The sequence below is a fragment of the Mycobacterium hainanense genome (assembly GCF_041890355.1).
Classification (GTDB): domain Bacteria; phylum Actinomycetota; class Actinomycetes; order Mycobacteriales; family Mycobacteriaceae; genus Mycobacterium; species Mycobacterium hainanense.
Genome location: NZ_CP169059.1, coordinates 3,127,484 through 3,147,767 on the forward strand (window position 1 = coordinate 3,127,484; position 20,284 = coordinate 3,147,767).

General features: G+C 71.5%; 1 protein-coding gene (only partly in view). It reads right to left on the reverse strand.

Annotation, left to right across the window (positions count from 1 at the left end):
• Nucleotides 1-20,284: the 3' portion of a non-ribosomal peptide synthase/polyketide synthase gene (locus ACEL92_RS14640; RefSeq protein WP_374021466.1), read on the reverse strand. The gene runs 10,814 nt beyond the window's last position; 20,284 of the gene's 31,098 nt are visible here — the last part of the coding sequence; its start codon lies off the right edge, out of view — the gene reads right to left on this strand; it ends in the stop codon at nucleotides 1-3.

Sequence of the window (20,284 nt, forward strand, 5' to 3'; positions counted from 1 at the left end):
TTATCCGGCGCGCTCGCCGTGCCGCTTGTCGTCCCGAGCGCCGTGCCGGCCACCGTGGGCCAGCTCGAGCCGGCGTTCCGCGGGGACCAGCAGGTGCCTGAGCCGTTGCCCGTACAGGGCCACCGAATTGGCCGTCAGCATGTCGTCGTGCGCGCAGTCGATCGAGTAGGCGAGGATCTCTCCGGAGGCGTGCGGTCGCCACGACCGCGACAGGAACGCGGCGCGGCCGGCCTCACCTCTTGTCGCGGCGACGATGGTGACGTCGCCCTGGAAAACCCTCGGCCGGTGGGATCGGTACCGGTCGATGTTCTTGCGCAGGTTTTGGGTCAGCAGTTCGAAAAGCCGCTGCGACGACGAGGCCTCGGCCATGACCTGTTGCTCGCCCAGATCGTCGTCCGGCGAGGCGACACCGTCGTCGACCGCGGGTTGGGCGTCGAGCAGGATCAGCCGGTCGACGACGCATCCGCGGCGTTGCAGTTCGACCGCGAGTTCGTGCGCGACGACGCCGCCGAACGACCAGCCGAGCAGGTTGAAGGGCCCGGCCGGGTACGCCTCTTGCAGCCGGTCGGCGTAGGCCTTGGCCATCTCGCGGATCGACCCGGGTTCGGCTTCGCCCTCTACCTGCTGGATCCCGATGATCGGGCAGTCCAGGTAAGTGCCGAGAACCTGATACGGCCAACTCACGCCGCCCGCGGGGTGGATGCAGAACAGCGGAACGCCCGCGCCCCGCTTCAGGGTCTGCACGGCGACGATCTCGTCGGCGGCCGTGCCCGTGCCGAGGCGCTGGCTCAGGCTGCGCACCGTGGGCGCGTCGAACAGGGTGCGCACCGCAAGGTCGACGGCCAGCGCGGTGTTGATCGTGGCGATCAACCGCATCGCGGAGATGCTGTCGCCGCCCAGGTCGAAGAAGGAGTCGTCGACGCCCACCCGCTCGACACCGAGCACGCCGGCGAAGATGCCGGCCAGAATCTCCTCGCTCGCGTTCGAGGGGGCCCGGTAGCCGCGGCCGGTGTACTCCGGTGCGGGCAGGGCGCGGGCGTCCAGCTTGCCGTTGGGGGTGAGCGGCAGCGCGTCGAGCGCGAGCACGGCCGCGGGGACCATGTAGATTGGGAGCCGCCCGGCGAGAGTGGTGCGCGCCTCGGCCGGGTCGGTCGTTCCGGTGATGTAGCCGACCAGCCGTTTCTCGCCGGGACGGTCCTCGCGGGCGATCACCACCGCCTGGTCGACGCCGTCGAGCCGGGCCAGCGCGGCCTGGACCTCGCCCAGTTCGATGCGGTAGCCGCGGATCTTGACCTGTTCGTCGGCGCGGCCGACGTACGCCAGCTGACCGTCGGCGCCCCAGAGCACCAGGTCGCCGGTGCGATACATCCGTGTCCCCGGCTCGCCGAACGGGCACGCCACGAACCGCGACGCGGTCAATCCGGCGCGGCCGGCATACCCGGCGGCCACGCCCGTGCCGGCCACATACAGCTCGCCGACCACCCCGGGCGCCACCGGGCGCAGCCAACCATCGAGCACGAACAAGCCCGCGCCGGCCACCGGCGAGCCGATGGGCGGCGTCCCCGAGCCCGCCGTGAGCGGCGCGCTGATCGCGACGCACATCGTGGTCTCGGTCGGGCCGTAGGCGTTGACCATCACCCGTCCCGGCGCCCAGCGATCGACGACCTCGGCCGGGCAGGCCTCACCCGCCATCACCAGCGCCACGGATTCCAGCCCCGCCGGATCCAGCGTCGCCACCGCCGACGGCGTCTGGGTCAGCACGGTCACCCCCTCGTCGATCAGCAAGGCGCGGAAGTCATCCGGCGAACGCACCACCGACTCGGGCACCACCACCACACGCCCCCCGCGCAGCAGCGGCGCGAAGATCTCCCACACCGACACGTCGAAGGCGTACGAGTGGCACTGCGTCCACACGCCCGGGTTGGGCAGGCCGGCGTCGAGGGAGCCGATCAGCTGCGTCACGTTGCGGTGCGTGACCGCCACACCCTTGGGCACGCCGGTGGTTCCCGAGGTGTAGATGACGTAGGCGACGCCCTCGGCCGACGGCGCCGGTAGCGGGGTGGACGGATAGCCGTCGATCGCCGGGTCCTCGATGTCGACGACCCGCACGTCGCGCTCGTCCAGCCGCGAGCGCAATCCCCCGGTGGTGATCGCGGCGATCGGCGCCGCATCGTCGAGCATGAACCTGATCCGCGCCCCCGGAGCGGCCGGGTCGATCGGCAGGTACGCCGCGCCTGTCTTGAGCACCGCCAGGATCGCCACGATCGCCTGGGCCGAACGCGAAAACAGCAGGGCCACAGACTCTCCCGGGCCGGCGCCCGCCGCGATGAGCAGGTGCGCCAACCGGTTCGCCGCCTCGTCCAGCTCCCGGTAGGTCATCGAGAGGTCGTCCCAGCCGATCGCCACGGCGTCCGGCTGGTGCGCGACGTGCTCGGTGAACGACTCCACGATCGACTTTGCGGCCGGCGCCGGCCCGACGAGCGCCGCCCGGTTGCCGAGCGCGTCCAGGTGCGCTCGCTCCGGTGCGTCCAGCAGGTCCACCGAGGACAGCCGCCGGGCCGGGTCGGTGGTCATCGCCACCAGCACCCGCTCCAGCCGCTCGGTGAGCGCCTCGATGGTGCGCGCGTCGAACACGCCGGCGTCGTACTCCACGCGGAAGCCGAGCCGGTCCCCCGACAGGGCGGCCTGCATTGTCAGCGGGTAGTGGTTGCGTTCGAAGACGTTGAAGCCGGTGATGGACAGTTCGTGGTTGACCGCCATCGCGGACGTTTCCAGCGGATAGTTCTCGTAGGCGAACAGCGTGTCGAACAGCTGGTCGTGGCCGGTCATCCGGTGGATTTCGGTCAGCGACAGGTGCTCGTGCTCGAGGGTGTCGCTGTGCGCGCGCTGCAGTTGCTCGAGCAGGTCCGTGGTGCGGGTGGCCGGCGTGATGCGGGCGCGCACCGGGATCGTGTTGATCAGCAGGCCCACCATCGACTCGGCACCGACCACGTCGGCCGACCGGCCGGAAACGGTGGTGCCGAAGGCGACGTCGAAGTTGCCCGTCAGCCAGGTGAGCAGTTGCGCCCACGCCGCCTGCAGCACGGTGCTGACGGTGCTCTGGCTGGACCGGGCGAGCTCACCGAGCGCCTGGGTGGTCTCGGCCGACACCGCGAACGTCGCCAGGCCCCGGGCGCCCGGCTCGACCTGCCGAGGCGGCCCGACCAGCGTCGGGGTGTCGAAACCGGCGAGCACCTCGCCCCACGCCGCCCGGGCGGCGTCGAGGTCGCGGCCGGCCAGCCACGTGACGAATCGGCGATACGGCGGCGGCGGGGCCAGTCGCTGGTCGGTGAGGCTGGCGAATGTCTCGTTCACCAGGATCGGCACGGACCAGCCGTCGAGCACGATGTGGTGAATGGTGAGCACCAGCCGGTGACGGTCCCGCGCGGTGCGGATCATCGCGACCCGGAAGGCCGGCTGGTCGGCCAGGTCGTAGACGGCGGCGCGTTCGGCGGCGCAGAGCTGCCCGACTTGTTCGTCGGTGCCGTCTTGTTCGTCGGTGCCGTCGCCGGCGTCGAGCTCGACGTACCGCCACGCCATTGCCGGATTCGCGGGGATGACCTGCACCGGCTCGTCGAACTCCTCGCAGAATCGGGCGACCAGGTGCGGGTGACGGTCCACCACCGTCTGCACCGCGGCCCGCAGCCGCTCGGGGTCCAGCGGGCCGCTCACGCTGATGTCCAGCTGCACCACATACAGGTCGTCCTCGCGGGCCCGGGTGGTGGTGGCGTGGAAAAGCAGCCCCTCCTGCAGCGGCGTCAGCGGCAGCACATCGGCGGTCGGGTTCCGCAGCTCGAGCTCGTCGATCTGCCGCTGGGTCAGCCGGGCCGGCAGGACGTCCGACGGGGTCAGGCCGCCGCCCCCGGCGCGCACGTGGGCGCATATCCCGCTCAGCGCCTCGAACCAGAGCCGACTCAGCCGGGTGACCTGCTCGCGGTCCAGGGCCGACGGCGCCCACGTCCAGTTCGCGTGCAGCTGCGGGCCGGCCTCGCCGTCGGCCGTGCCCGCGTTGAGGTCCACGGTGTGCATCAGCGGCATGGGCACCGCCGTGCTGGTGGCGGTGACCGCGGACCCGTCCCGGGAGATCCGCCACAGCTGGTCGGACATCTCGGCCGCCGCACCGCCCAGCCGGCCCAGGTAGTTGAAGCCGATCGTCGGGTCGGCGCCGTCCAGGTCGGCCTCGGCATTGAGGTAGCGCAGCAGCCCGTAGCTCAGCGGGTCCGGCAGGGCCCGCAGCTGTTCCTTGGCGCGCTTGAGCACCGCGCCCAGCGCCGGTGCTCCGGAAAGCACTTGCGCCCAAGGCAATTCGTCGACCGCCAGCGACACCGGGTACTTGGTGGTGAACCAGCCGACGGTGCGCGAGAGGTCGATTCCGGCGGCCAGCTCCTCGTGCCGCCCGTGGCCCTCCACGTCGATGCCGACCGGCGCGCCGTCGGTGCCCAGGAACTCCGCCCACGCCAGGGCGTACCCGATCAACAGGATGTCGTTGACCCCGGCGTGGAACGCCGCCGGCGCCTCGCCGAGCAGGATGCGGGTGGTCTCCACGTCCAGTTCCACCGACAGGTGCTCGGCGGTCTCGTACGTGTCGGTCCCGGGCCGGACGGGGGGCAGCGCGGGCGGGGTCGCAGCGACGCGCCGCCAGTCATGGGCCCGCTCGACCACCGCCGGGGCGTGCGCGTGCCGGCTCAGCAGGGCGGCCCAGCGGGCGAACGACGTGCCGCCCGGCGGCAACGCCACCGGCTGCCCGGCGCGGCGCTGGGCCCAGGCGATGTTCAAGTCCTCCAACAGGATTCGCCAGGACACGCCGTCGACGGCCAGGTGATGAATGATCAGCACCAGCTGCCGGGTGGAGGTGACCCACAGCGCGCTGAGCATCACCCCGTCGGCGGGGTTCAGCCGGGACCGCGCCGCCACCACCGCCGCATCGGACAGCGCCTCGACCGTGCGCACGTGGTCGGCCGCGTCCACCGCCGCCGCCTCGGGCACCGTCAACGACCAGTCGTCGCCGGCGCGCAGCCGCAACATGGCGTGCCGGTCCAGCAGGGCCTGCAGCACCGCCACTACGTCGGCCTCGCTGACCCCGGCGGGGGCCTCGAGGACCATCGTCTGGTTGAACTGGTCGACCGGGCCGTTCACGCTCTGCAGCCAGCGCATGATCGGGGTCGCCGGCAGTTCCCCGGTGCCCTCGTCGGTCTCGCCGGCGGCGCCGTCGGCGGCGGCGACCACGCGGGCCAGCCGGGCGACGGTCTGCTCGACGAAGATGTCACGGGTTCGGCACGCCAGGCCGGCGGCGCGCGCCCGGGTGACCACCTGCATCGACGAGATGCTGTCGCCGCCCAGGTCGAAGAAGGAGTCGTCGACGCCGACCCGCTCGACGCCGAGGACCTGAGCGTAGATGCCGGCGAGGGTCTCCTCGACCGGGGTGCTGGGCGCGCGGTAGCGCTCGGTGTCGGAGTATTCGGGAGCCGGCAGGGCGCGGGCGTCGAGCTTGCCGTTGGGGGTCAGCGGCAGCGCGTCGAGCGCCACGACGGCCGCCGGCACCATGTAGGCGGGCAGGCGATCGGCCAGGCGGGCGCGCAGTTCCGCCGGGTCCGCTGCCCCGGTGACGTAACCGACCAGGCGTTTGTCACCGGGACGGTCCTCGCGGGCGACGACGGCCGCCTGCCGCACCCCGGGGAGTTCGGCCAGCGCCGCCCGGATCTCGCCGAGCTCGATGCGGTAGCCGCGGATCTTGACCTGTTCGTCGGCGCGGCCCAGGTATTGCAGCTGCCCGTCGGCGCCCCAGCGGACCAGGTCGCCGGTGCGGTACATGCGTGCCCCGGCCCCGCCGAAGGGGCAGGCGACGAACCGCGACGCCGTCAGCGCCGCCCGCCGCCAGTAGCCGCGGGCCAGGCCGGCGCCGGCCACGTACAACTCGCCGACCACGCCGGAGGGCACCGGCCGCAGCGACTCGTCGAGCACGAACAGCGCCGCCCCGGCCACCGGGGAGCCGATCGGGACCACGGCGGACCCGGGCCTCAGCGGCGCGCTGATCGCCGCGTACACGGTGGCCTCGGTGGGCCCGTAGGCGTTGATCATCACGCGGTCCGGCGCCCACCGGTCGACCAGCTCGGCCGGGCAGGCCTCGCCGGCCACCACCAGCGCCGCGGACTCCAGCCCGCGCGGGTCCAACGTCGTTGCGGCGGAGGGGGTTTGGCTCAACACGCTGACCTTTTCGGCGACCAGGAGCGCGTGCAAGTCCTCCGGGGACCGGACCACCGCGTCGGGGACCACCACCAGGCGGCCGCCGCGCAGCAGCGCGCCGAAGATCTCCCACACCGACACGTCGAAGCCGTAGGAGTGCCATTGCGACCACACGCCGGCGCCCGGCAGGCTCGCGTCCACGGACGCCATCAGCTGGGTCACGTTGCGGTGGCTCACCGCAACGCCTTTGGGCACACCGGTGGTCCCCGAGGTGTAGATCAGGTAGGCGATGTCCTCGGCGCTGGGGGGCGGCAACGCCGTGGCGGGCTGGGTGTCGAGGGCGGGGCCGTCCACGTTGACGACGGCCACGTCGTGCCCGTCCAGCCGGGCGGCGAGCTCGGTGGTGGTGAGCGCCGCGACCGGGGCGGCGTCGGCGAGCATGAAGCCAATCCGGGCCGTGGGGTGCGCGGGATCGATCGGCAGGTAGGCGGCGCCGCTCTTGAGCACCGCGAGGATCGCCACGATCGCCTCGGCCGAACGGTGGAAGAGCAGGGCCACGCATCGTCCCGGGCCGGCGCCGCGGCCGACCAGCAGGTGGGCCAACCGGTTGGCGGCCTCGTCGAGCTCGCGATAGCTCCACGTCGAGCCGGCGCAGCTGAGCGCCAACGCATCCGGTGTGCGCGTGACCTGGGCGGCGAACGCGTCGGGAATGGACGCGGGCACGGTGTCCGGCGCGGTGAGCGCCGCCCGGTGGCCGATCTCGTCCAGCCAGGCGTGTTCCGCCGCGTCGAGCAGGTCGACGGACGAGACGGATCGGGTGGGCTCGGTGGTCAGCGTCGACAGCACCCGCTGCAGCCGCCCGACCAGCGTCTCGACGGTGTCGGCGTCGAAGACGTCGGTGCGGAATTCGACCCGCCCGCCGATGCCGGCGGGCTCGTTCGACTCGGTCCAGCGCTCGGCGAGCGAGAACGTCAGGTCCATGCGGGCGGCCTGGGTGTCCAGCGGGATCGAGGTGACCCGGACGTCGCCCAGCGCCAGTCCGGTCGCGGGGTCGCTGTCCTGGCCCCCGAAGTTCTGCCAGGCCAGCATCACCTGGATCAGCGGGTGATGGGTGAGGCTCCGGGTCGGGTTGAGGCGCTCCACCAGCACCTCGAAGGGCACGTCCTGATGCTCGAAGGCTTCCAGGCTGCGTGTTCGCACCCGGTCCAACAGCTCGGCGAAGGTGGGGTCCCCGCCCAGCTCTTTCAGGTCGACCCGTAGGACCAGGGTGTTGACGAAGAACCCGACCAGGTCGTCGAGGGCGGGGTCGCGGCGGCCGGCGATCGGAAAGCCCACCGCCACATCGCTGTTGGCGCTGACCTTGGACAGCAGCACCGCCAGCGCGGCCTGCACCACCATGAAGCTCGTCGCGTTGTGTTCGCGAGCGACCGCCGTGATCTGCTGCTGCAGGTCGGCCGGCCAGTCGACCGGAACGGTCGCGCCGCGCTGGTCGGCGACCTGGGGATAGGGCCGATCGGTGGGCAGCTGCAGCCGCTCCGGCATGCCGGCCAGGGTCTCTTCCCAGTAGGCCAGCTGACCGGCGATGCGGCTGTCGCGATCCTTCAGGTCCCCGAACTGGTCGCGCTGCCACAGGGTGTAATCGACGTATTGGACGGGCAATTCGGGCCACCGGGGCGCCTCCCCCGCGCACCGGCTGGCGTACGCGACGCCCAGGTCGGCGGTCAGCGGCCGCAGCGACCACCCGTCGGCGGCGATGTGGTGTACGACGGCGACCAGCATGTGTTCGTCGTCGGCGACGCGGAACAGCCAGGCACGCAACGGGATATCGGCCGACAGGTCGAAGGTGTCGCGGGCCGCGGACTTGACGGCGTCGTCCAGCCGCTTCGCCGACCAACCGGTGGCGTCGATGACGTGCCAGCCGAAATCGGCTTGCTGCACGGGGATGACGACCTGCTGCGGTGTTCCGTCGGGCGCCACGAATACGGTCCGCAAACTCTCGTGGCGGGCCACCACGTCGGCCAGGGCCGCACCGAGAGCCCGCGCGTCGAGCGGGCCCTGCAGCCGCATGGCCGCCGCCATGTTGTAAACCGGTGAGGGGCCTTGCAATTGGTCGAGGAACCACAGCCGGCTCTGCGCGAAGGATAGCGGGACCACCGCGGGCCGCGGACCGGCCACCAGAGGCTCGAGCCTGCCGGATCCCTCACCGATACGGGGCGCCAGCTGCGCGATGGTGGGGGCCTCGAACACGGCGCGCACCGATAGGTATTGGTCGAGGTCGGTGTTGACGGCGGCGATCAGGCGCATCGCCGAAATGCTGTCTCCGCCAAGGTCGAAGAACGATTGGTCGATGCCGACGCGGTCGACGCCGAGCACCTGGGCGTAAATACCGGCCAGGATCTCCTCGGTGGGATTGGTCGGGGCGCGGTATCCGGACGCGGTGTATTCCGGCGCCGGCAGCGCACGGGTGTCGAGTTTGCCGTTGACCGTGGTCGGCAGCGCCGGCAGCGCCACGATGGCGGCCGGGATCATGTAGGCCGGCAGCCGGTGGGTGAGGTTGGCGCGCAGTTCGGCGGGGTCGGCGGTACCGGTGACATAGCCCACGAGGCGTTTGTCGCCGGGGCGGTCTTCGCGCACGAGGACGACGGCGTCCTCGACGCCGTCGAGAACCGCCAGGGCCGAGCGGATCTCGCCGACCTCGATGCGATACCCGCGGATCTTGACCTGCTCGTCGGCGCGCCCCACATAGCGCAGCTGCCCATCGGGACCCCAGGACACCAGGTCCCCGGTGCGATACATCCGCGCCCCCGGCGCCCCGAACGGGCACGCCACAAACCGCGACGCGCTCAGCCCCGCCCGGCCCAGATAACCCAGGCCCACCCCACGCCCGGCCACATACAATTCCCCGACCACACCCTCGGTTACCGGACGCAACCAGCCATCCAGGACGAATAACGCCGCCCCTGGCACCGCCGCCCCAATCGGCGGCGGCCCCGAACGCGCCACCAACGGCGCACTGGCCGAGGACAAGATCGTGGCCTCGGTGGGGCCGTAGACGTTGATCATGGTGCGCCCGGGCGCCCAGCGGTCCACCACCTCCGGCGGAACCGGCTCGGCCCCGATCACCAACGCCGTGCCCTCGAGGCCCTGCGGGGACAGCATCCGCACCGCCGCCGGGGTCTGGCTCAGCACCGTGACGCGCTGCTCGACCAGAAGCGCATGGAAGTCCTTGGGTGAACGCGCCACCGCCTCGGGCACCACCACCAACCGGGCGCCGTGCAGCAGCGCCCCCCAGATCTCCCACACCGAGAAATCGAAGGCGTAGGAATGGAACTGGGTCCACACCTGCCCGGGCCCCAACACCACCCCCACCGCGGGCGCGTCGAACAACCGGGTCACGTTGGCGTGACTCACCGCCACCCCCTTGGGCACCCCGGTGGTGCCCGAGGTGTAGATCACGTGCGCGACGTCCTCGGGGTCTGGACCCGCCGGCGCCGTGGCCGGCTGGGCGGCCAGCGCGGCACTGTGCACATCGACGATCGGCAGCACGTGCCCGGCCAGCTTCTCGGCCAGCTCGGCCGTGCTCACCGCGGCCACCGGCGCGGTATCGGCCAACATGAATTCGATACGCGCCGTCGGCAACCCGGGATCGATCGGCAGATACGCCGCCCCCGACTTGAGCACACCCAAAATCGCCACGATCGCCTCGGCCGAGCGCGGCAACACGAGTGCCACCACCGCGCCCGGGCCCGCGCCCCGCGCAATCAGCGCATGCGCCAACCGATTCGCCGCCTCGTCGAGCTCCCGATAGCTCATCGAGCGGCCCTCAAACGTCACCGCCACCGCGCCCGGAGCCCGCACCACCTGCGCGGCGAACAACCCCGGAATCGACGCCGGCACCCACGCCTGGGCCAGCACCGCCCGGTTCCCGAAGGCGTCGAGCCTGCGGTGCTCGTCGGCGTCCAGCGCGTCCGTCGCCGACAAACGCTGTTGCGGGTCGGTGGTCATGGCCACCAGGACCCGGCGCAGCCGCTCGATCAGCGTGTCGATGGCCTGGGCGTCGAAGACGTCGGTGTCGTATTCGATGCGGAGGCGCAGTTCATGCCCCGGCTGGGCCTGGATCGTCAGCGGGTAGTGGGTGGATTCGCGGCTGGTGATGTCGGTGATGGACAGCTCCTGATTGCCGGACAGGGCGGCCGCGTCGATCGGATAGTTCTCGTAGGCGAACAGGGTGTCGAACAGCTGGTCCTGGCCGGTGATGCGGTGAATCTCGTTGAGCGCCAGGTGCTGGTGGTCCAGCGTGTGGTTGTAGGCGCGCTGCAGCTGCTCGAGCAGGCCGGCCCCGGTGGTGGTAGGCGTGATGTTCGCCCGCACCGGCACGGTGTTGATCAGCAGGCCGACCATCGATTCCGCGCCGGGAATCTCGGCCGGCCGGCCCGAGACGGTGGTGCCGAACGTGACGTCGTGCTGGCCGGTCAGCCAGCACAGCAGTTGCGCGTAGGCGGCCTGCAGCACCGTGTTGACGGTGGTGTGGCAGGAGCGGGCCAGCTCGCCCACGGCGCGGGTGAGGTCGGCCGGCAGCCCCAGCATCCGAACGCCCTGCTCCCCCGGCTGCAGCCGGTCCCGGCGGCCGACCAGCGTCGGGGTGTCGAAGCCGGCGAACACCTCGGCCCAGGCGGCGCGGGCGGCATCGCGGTCGCGGGCCGCCAACCAGGTGACGAAGCTGCGGTACGGCGCGGCCGCGGGCTGGTGCTGACCGTAGTAGGCGGCAAAGATGTCGCCGAGCAGGATTGGCATCGACCAGCCGTCGAGCACGATGTGGTGATTGGTCAGCACCAGGTGGTGCCGGTCAATTCCATTGCGCATCAACGCCACCCGGAAGGGCGACTGGTTGGCGAGGTCGCATACCGCGGCGCGCTCGGCCGCGCACAGCTGCCGGACCTGCTCGTCGACGTCGGCGTCGTCACGCAGCTCGATGTACTGCCAGGCCGCGGCGGGCTCGGCCGCGATGACTTGCACCGGCTCGTCGAACTGGTCGATGAAGCGGGCCACCAGGTTTGGGTGTCGCTTGACCACGGCGCGCACGGCGGCGCCCAGGCGGTCGGGGTCGAGGGGGCCCGTGATGCTGATGTCGAGCTGTCCTGCGTAGAGGTCGCTGGGATCCTGGTCGGCGCCCTGGACGGTGTTCGCATGGAAGAGCAGCCCCTGCTGCACGGGGGTCAGCGGTAGCACGTCGGCGACGTCGTGTTGCTGCTGCAGCTGGTCGATCTGCTTCTGGTTGAGGCGGGCCGGCGCGACGTCCGAGGGCGTCAGTCCGCCGCCGCCGGATCGCACGTGGGCGCAGATCCCGGCCAGGGCCTCGAACCAGAGCCGGCCCAGCCGGGTGACCTGTCCGTCGTCCAGCGCGGAGGGCGCCCAGGTCCAGTTGGCGTGCAGGTGCGCGCCGGTGTCGGTGTCGACGGTGGCCGCGTTGAGCTCCAGGGTGTGCATCAGCGGCATGGGGATGGCCGCGGCCGCGGCGCTGACCGAGCCCGGTACCGGCCGCCATATCTCCTCGGACAGCTCGGCCGTAGCGCCTTGGCGCCCAAGGTAATTGAACCCGATCGGCGGGTCGGCGCCGTCCAGGCCGGCGTCGGCGTTCAGGTAGCGCAGCAACCCGTAGGTCAGCGGGTCCGGGAGGGCGCGCAGCTGCTCCTTGCCGTCCTTGAGGGCCGCGCCGAGCGCGGGGTCACCGGCGGCCACCTGTGCCCAGGACAGCCCTCCGACGTTCAGGGCCACCGGGTATTTGGCGGTGAACCATCCGACGGTGTGCGACAGATCGATGTCGCGGCCCAGCTCCTCGTTGCGGCCGTGGCCCTCCACGTCGATGCCGATCGGCGCGCGGGGGTCGCCCAGGAATTCGCCGACCGCCAGCGCGAACGCGACGAGCAGGACGTCCTGGATTCCGGCGTGGAACGCCGCCGGCACCTCACCGAGCAGCATGCCGGTGGTCTCCGCGTCCAGCTCCATCGACAGGTGTCCGGCGGTGGCGAAGGTGTCCACGTCGGGGTTCACCGCGGGCAGCGCCGCGGGGGTGGCCGCCACCTGCTGCCAGGTGCCCAGCTGGCCCAGAACGTCCGGGTCGCCAGCGCGCTCGGCCAGCCGTGACGCCCACCGGGCGAACGACGTCCCCGCCGACGGCAGCGCTACGGGCTGCCCGAGCCGGTGCTGCGCCCAGGCGATGTTCAAGTCTTCCAACAAAATTCGCCAGGAAACCCCGTCGACGGCCAGGTGATGGATGATCACGACCAGCTGTCTGGTGGTGGTGACCCACAGCGCGCTGAGCATCGCCCCGGCGGCGGGGTTCAACCGCGACCGGGCCTCGACGAGTGCCGCGTCGGACAACTCGTCCACTGTGTGCAGGCAGTCGCGGGCGTCCACCGAACCGGGCTCGGGCACCGTCAGCGACCAATCGTCGTCGAGGCGCAGCCGCAGCATCCCGTGCCGGTCGAGCAGGGCTTGCAGCACCACCAGTACGTCGGCCTCGCCGACCGCGGCGGGGGCCTGCACCAGCATCGTCTGGTTGAACTGGTCGACCGGCCCGTTGACTCCGCGCAGCCAATGCATGATCGGGGTCGCCGCGACGGGACCCACGCCCTCGTCGATCACGCCGGTTTCCGCCTCGGCCACCTCGGCCACCCGCGCCAGCCGCGCGACGGTCTGCTCCACGAACAGGTCGCGTGTGCGGCAGATCAGGCCGGCGGCCCGCGCCCGGGTCACCACTTGCATCGACGAGATGCTGTCGCCGCCGAGGTCGAAGAACGAGTCGTCCACCCCGACGCGGTCGAGCCCGAGCACCTGGGCGTAGATGCCGGCCAGGATCTCCTCGACGGCATTGCCCGGGGCGCGGTATTGGTCCGCGTCGGAGTACTCCGGTGCGGGCAGCGCGCGGATGTCCAGCTTGCCGTTGGGAGTCAGCGGCAGGGCCGGCATCGCGACCACGGCCGCGGGAATCATGTACGCCGGCAACCGCTCCGCAAGCGCGGCACGGACCTCGGCCGGATCGGCCGTTCCGGTCAGGTAGGCGACCAGGCGCTTCTCGCCGGGACGGTCCTCGCGGGCGATGACCACCGCCTGCTCCACCCCATCCAGCCAGGCCAGCGCCGCGCGCACGTCGCCGAGCTCGATGCGGTAACCGCGGATCTTGACCTGCTCGTCCACGCGGCCCAGGTAGTCCAGCTGCCCATCGGCGCGCCAGCGCACCAGGTCCCCGGTGCGGTACATGCGCGTTCCGGCGCCGCCGAACGGACAGGCCACGAACCGCGCCGCGGTCAGACCGGCGCGCTGCCAATAGCCGCAGGCGACACCCGAACCGGCCACGTACAACTCGCCGACGACGCCGGCGGGCACCGGCCGCAGCCGCCCATCGAGGACGAACAACGCGCCGCCGGGCACCGGCGACCCGATCGGCACCACACCCGACTCCGCGGACGCCGCCGTCAGGGGTTCGCTGACCGCCGCGTACACGGTGGCCTCGGTGGGGCCGTAGGCGTTGATCATCGCCCGGTCCGTCCCCCACCGGTCGACCAGCTCGGCGGGGCACGCCTCACCGGCGACGACCAGGGTGACCGATTCCAGGCCCTCGGGTGACAACATCGCCGCCGCGGACGGGGTCTGGCTCAGCACGCCGACCTGTTCGCTTATCAGCAGCGCGTGGAGGTCTTCCGGCGAGCGGGCGACCGACTCGGGCACCACCACCAGCCGTCCGCCGTGCAGCAGCGCACCGAAGATCTCGTGGACCGAGACGTCGAAGGCCAGGGAGTGCCACTGCGACCACACCCCGGCGCGCGGCAGGCCGGCGTCCATGCGCGCCAGCAGTTGGGTCGCGTTGCGGTGCGTGACCGCAACGCCTTTGGGGACACCGGTGGTGCCGGATGTGTAGATCAGGTAGGCGAGGTCGTCCGGGTCGGGCGCGCTGGGCGCCGGGCCCGGCTGGGCGGCGGCTTCCGTGTGACCGACGTCGATGACCGGGACGTCGTGGCCGACGAGCCGGTCGGCCAGGTCTGCGGTAGTGATGACGGCCGTCGGCGCGGCGTCGGAAAGCACGAACCCGATGCGGGCCTCCGGCAGCGCGGGGTCGATCGGTAGGTAGGCCGCGCCGGACTTGAGCACCGCCAGGATCGCCACGATCGCCTCGGCGGAGCGCGAAAACATCAGCGCCACAAAGTGCCCCGGGCCGGCCCCGCGCCCGGCCAACGCGTGCGCCAGCCGGTCCGCTGCGGCGTCGAGCTCTCGGTAGGTCATGGACCGGTCCCCGCACACAAGTGCCACCGCCTCCGGCGTACGGGCCACCTGCGCGGCGAACAGCTGCGGAATGGACACCGGCGCGGCCGCCGGGCCGGTCAGCGCCGCACGGTTCCCGATCTGGTCGAGGCGGGCGTGCTCGGCCGCGTCGAGCAGGTCCAGGGTCGACAGCGGGCGGGCGGGATCCACGGTCATCGCGGTCAGCACGCGCTGCAACCGTCCGACGAGCGCCTCGATGCTGTCCGCGTCGAACACGTCGGTGCGGAACTCGACCGTCCCGCCGATCCCGGCGGGCTTACCCGCCTCGCTCCAGCGCTCGGCCAACGAGAAGGTCAAATCCATGCGGGCGGTTTGGGTGTCCACCGGCATCGGGGTGATCTCGACGTCGCCGAGGGCCAGTCCCGCGACCGGGCCGCCGCCCTGCCCGGCGAAGTTCTGCCACGCCAGCATCACCTGAACCAGCGGGTGATGGGTCAGGCTGCGGGCGGGGTTGAGCCGTTCGACCAGCACCTCGAAGGGCACGTCTTGGTGTTCGTACGCCGCCAGGCTGCGCTGCCGCACCTGCGCCAGCAGGTCGGTGAAGGTGGGGTCGCCGTCCACGTCGACCCGCAACACCAGGGTGTTGACGAAGAACCCGACCAGCTCGTCGAGTGCGGGGTCGCGCCGCCCAGCGATCGGGAACCCCACGGCCACATCGGAACTCGCACTGATCTTGGCGAGCAGCACCGCCAGCGCGGTCTGGACCACCATGAAGCTGGTCGCGTTGTGCCGGCGGGCCAGCTCGCCGACCCGCTGTTGCAGCTCGATCGGCCAGTCGACTTCCACGGTGGCGCCGCGCTGATCGGCGACCAGGGGGTAGGGCCGATCCGTGGGCAGCGGCAGCCGGTCGGGCATGCCGGCCAACGCCTGTTCCCAGTAGGCCAGCTGGGCGGCAATGGGGCTGGTGCGGTCGTCGAGATCGCCGAGCTGCGCGCGCTGCCACAGCGTGTAATCCACGTACTGCACCGGCAGCGGCGTCCAGTTCGGGGCGTGTCCGTCACACCGGCTCGCATACGCGACGCCCAGGTCGCGCACCAGCGGGGTGATCGACATCCCGTCGGCCGCGATGTGGTGGACCACGGCCACCAGCACGTGCTCGTCGTCGGCGATGCGGAAGAGCTCTGCACGCAAGGGGATTTCGGTCGCGAGGTCGAAGGTGTAGCGCGCCGTGGCGCCGATGGCCTCGTCGAGCTGGTCGGCGGACCAGCCGCCCGCATCGACGACCGACCACCCGAAGTTCGCCTGGTCGAGTGGGGTCACCAGCTGCTGGGGCCTACCCTCGGGTGCGGCGATCAGGGTGCGCAGGCTCTCGTGGCGGGCCACCACGTCGGCCAGCGCCGCGCCGAGCGCGTCGGCGTCGAGGCGCCCGCTCAGCCGCAGCGCCGCCGCCATGTTGTAAACCGGTGACGGTCCTTGCAATTGGTCGAGGAACCACAAGCGGTTCTGCGCGAACGACAGCGGAATGATTGCGGGCCGTTCGACGGCCACCAGCGGCTCCAGGCCGCCCGTGCCCTCGTCGATCCGCAGCGCCAGCTGGGCCACCGTGGGCGCCTCGAACACCATGCGGACCGGAATGCCGGCACCGAGGCTGCTGTTGATCGCGGCGACCAGGCCCATCGCCGAGATGCTTTCGCCCCCGAGTTCGAAGAAGGAGTCGTCGGTGCCGACGCGTTCGAGACCGAGGACCTCGGCGAAGATGGTGGCCAGGATCTCTTCGACGGGATTCTGCGGGGCGCGGTAGCTCCCGGCGCTGTATTCGGGGGCCGGCAGCGCCCGGGTATCCAGCTTGCCGTTGGCGGTCAGCGGCAGCGCCTCGAGCGCCACGATCGCCGCCGGCACCATGAACCCGGGCAACCGCTCGGAAAGCTGAGCACGCAACGCGACCGGATCGGCCGCGCCGGTGACATACCCGACCAGCCGCTTATCGCCCGGGCGGTCCTCCCGAGCGATCACCACCGCCTGCCCGACACCCTCCAAACCGCTTAACGCCGTTTGGATTTCACCCAACTCGATCCGATACCCGCGAATCTTGACCTGCTCATCGGCGCGACCCAGATAACGCAACTGCCCATCGCCACCCCAGCACGCCAGATCCCCGGTGCGATACATCCGCGTTCCGGCCCCACCGAACGGACACGCCACAAATCGCGACGCGGCCAGCCCGGGCCGACCGAGATAGCCCACCGACACCCCGGATCCGGCCACGTACAACTCCCCGACCACCCCGACGGGCACCGGCCGCAACCAGGCATCGAGCACGAACAGCGCCGCCCCCGACACCGGCGACCCGATCGGCGGCATCCCCGAACCGGCCCGCAAAGGCGCGCTGATCGCCACACACATCGTGGTCTCGGTCGGCCCATAGGCGTTGACCAACACCCGCCCCGGCGCCCACCGATCCACCACCTCCGGCGGGCAGGCCTCCCCGGCCAACACCACCGCCACATCATCCAAACCGGCCGGATCCAGCATCGCCACCGCCGACGGCGTCTGCGTCAACACACTGACGCCCTCCCCGGCCAGCAGCGCGTGGAAGTCCAGCGGTGAACCCGCCACCGACTCGGGCACCACAACCAGCCGCCCACCACGCAAGAGCGGAGCGAAGATCTCCCACACCGACACGTCGAAGGCCAGCGAGTGCGCGTGCGACCACACCCCGGGCGCCGGCAACCCGGCATCCAGCGACCCGATCAACGCCGTCACGTTACGGTGCGTCACCCCAACACCTTTGGGCACGCCCGTGGTGCCCGAGGTGTAGATCACATACGCCAAACTCTCGGCATCCGGCACCGCTAAGGCGGTGTCAGGCAAGGTGTCGAGACTGCGATCGTCGACGTCGACGACGGGCACACCGTGGCGCCGGAATCGCCCGGCCAGATCGGCGGTGCTGACCGCGACCACCGGAGCGGCGTCGCCGAGCACGAACTCGAGCCGGGCATCCGGGGACGACGGGTCGATCGGCAGGTAGGCCGCCCCGGTCTTGAGCACCGCCAGAATCGCCGCGATTGCCTCGGCCGACCGCGAAAACAGCAGTGCCACAATCTGTCCCGGACCCGCACCGTGGTCCACCAGCAGGCGCGCCAACCGGTTCGACGCCGCATCCAGTTCGCGGTAGGTGATCGACACGCCCCCGCACACCAGGGCCACCGCATCCGGCGCGCCGGCCACCCGCGCGGCGAACGACTCCGGCACCGACACCGGCGCACTCGGCCGAGTCAAAACCGCTTTGTTTCCAAGCTCTTCCAGGCGCGCGCGCTCAGCGGCGTCCAGCACATCCACCGATGACAACGCCTGGCCGGGGTCGGCGGTCATGGCCGCCAGGACCCGCTGCAGCCGCGCGATCAGCGCCTCGATGGTCTCGGCGTCGAAGACGTCGGTGCGGAATTCCACCCGTCCGCCGATGCCGGCGGCCTCTCCCGTCTCACTCCAACGTTCGGCCAGGGAGAACACCAAATCCATGCGGGCGGACTCGGTGTCGACCGGCACGGAGGTGACCTCGAGGTCGCCCAGCGCCAGACCGGCGGCCGGGTCGTCGTGGCCGGCGAAGTTCTGCCACGCCAGCATCACCTGCACCAGCGGGTGGTGGGTCAGGCTGCGGGTCGGGTTGAGCCGCTCGACGAGTAACTCGAACGGGACGTCTTGATGCTCGAAGGCTTCCAGGCTGCGCGCCTGGACCCGTGCCAGTAGTTCGGTGAAGCTGGGGTCGCCGGCCAGGTCGACCCGCAGCACCAACGTGTTGACGAAGAAACCCACCAGCAGGTCGAGGGCGCGGTCGCGGCGCCCGGCGATCGGGAAGCCGATCGGAATGTCTGAGCTGGCACCGATTTTCGACAACAGCACCGCCAGCGCGGCCTGCACCACCATGAACGTGGTCGCGTTGTGCTCACGGGCCACCCGGCGGGCCTGTTGCTGCAGCTCCGCCGGCCAGTCCACGACCACGCTGGCGCCGCGCTGGTCGGCGACGGGCGGGTAGGGCCGGTCGGTGGGCAGCTGCAACCGTTCGGGCATTCCGGCCAGCGCGTCCTGCCAGTAGGACAGCTGGGCCGCGATGGGGCTCTCGCTGTCGTCCAGTTCACCGAATTGCGCCCGCTGCCACAGCGTGTAGTCGACGTATTGCACCGGCAGGTCGGCCCAGCCGGGCGCCCGCCCGGCGCTTCGGCTGGCATAGGCGACACTGAGGTCCGCGGCCAGCGGCGTGAGGGACAGGCCGTCCGCGGCGATGTGGTGCACGACGATCACCAGCAGGTGCTCGCGCTCACCGAGGGCGAAAAGCTTTGCGCGCAGCGGTGTCTCGGTGGCCAGGTCGAAGGTGTAGCACGTCGTCGCCGCGATGGCCTCGTCCACCTTGCCCGCCGCAGACCCGGTGGCGTCGATGACCTCCCAGCCGAAGTCGACCTCCTCGGCCGGGACCACCACCTGCTGGGGCGTTCCGTGGCGCGCGGGGAACAGCGTCCGCAGGCTCTCGTGGCGGCTCACCACATCGGCCAGCGCCGCGCGCAGGGCGTCGGCGTCGAGCCGCCCGCCCAGCCGCAGGGCGGCCGCCATGTTGTAGATGGGCGACGGGCCCTGCAGTTGCTGGATGAACCACAACCGGTTCTGGGCGAACGACAACGGGATCACCGCCGGGCGCTGGCCGGCGACCAGGGGCTGCAGGCGGCCCGCGCCCTCACCGACGCGGGGGGCGAGCTGCGCGACGGTCGGCGCCTCGAACACGGCACGGACTGATAGCTCGGTCTCGAGGGAGCTGTTGATCGCCGCGATCAGGCGCATCGTGGACAGCGAATCGCCGCCGAGATCGAAGAACGAGTCGTCGACCCCGACGCGTTCGACGCCGAGCACCTCGGCGTAGATGCCGGCCAGGATCTCCTCGAGCGCCGTGCTCGGGGCGCGGTAGTTGCTGATGTCCCGGTAGTCCGGGGCGGGCAGGGCGCGGGCGTCGAGCTTGCCGTTGACGGTCATCGGCAGCGCCGGGAGGACGACGACGGCGGCCGGGACCATGTACGCGGGCAGCCGCTCGGCCAGCGCGGCGCGGGCGTTGGCCGCGTCCACCGTCCCGGTGACGTATCCCACCAGGCGCTTGTCCCCGGGGCGGTCCTCGCGGGGGACGACCACGGCTTGCTCGACACCGTCCAAAGCGCCGAGCGCGGACTGGATCTCGCCCAGCTCGATGCGATAGCCGCGGATCTTGACCTGCTCGTCGGCGCGGCCGAGGTAGCGCAGCTGCCCGTCGGGGCCCCAGCACACCAGGTCGCCGGTGCGGTACATGCGGGTTCCCGGCGCGCCGAACGGGCAGGCCATGAAGCGGGACGCCGTCAACCCGGATCGGCGCCAATATCCGACACCGACGCCGTCGCCGGCCAGGTACAGCTCGCCGACCACGCCGGCGGGGACCGGTTGCAGCCATTCGTCCAGCACGAAGAAGGCCGCCCGCGTCACCGGTGAGCCGATCGGGGGGAAGCCCGACCCCGCCGCCAACGGCGCGCTCTTGCAGGCCCACATCGTGGTTTCCGTAGGACCGTAGACGTTGACCATCACCCGTCCGGGCGCCCAGCGATCCACCAGCTCGGGCGGGCAGGGCTCCGCTCCGATCACCAGGGCGGTCGCGTCCAGCCCGTCCGTCGGCAGCATGCCCACGGCCGACGGGGTTTGGGTGAGCACCGTGACGCGCTCGTCGACCAGCAGGGCGTGGAATTCCTCGGGTGAGCGGGCCACCGACTCGGGCACCACCACGAGCCGCCCACCG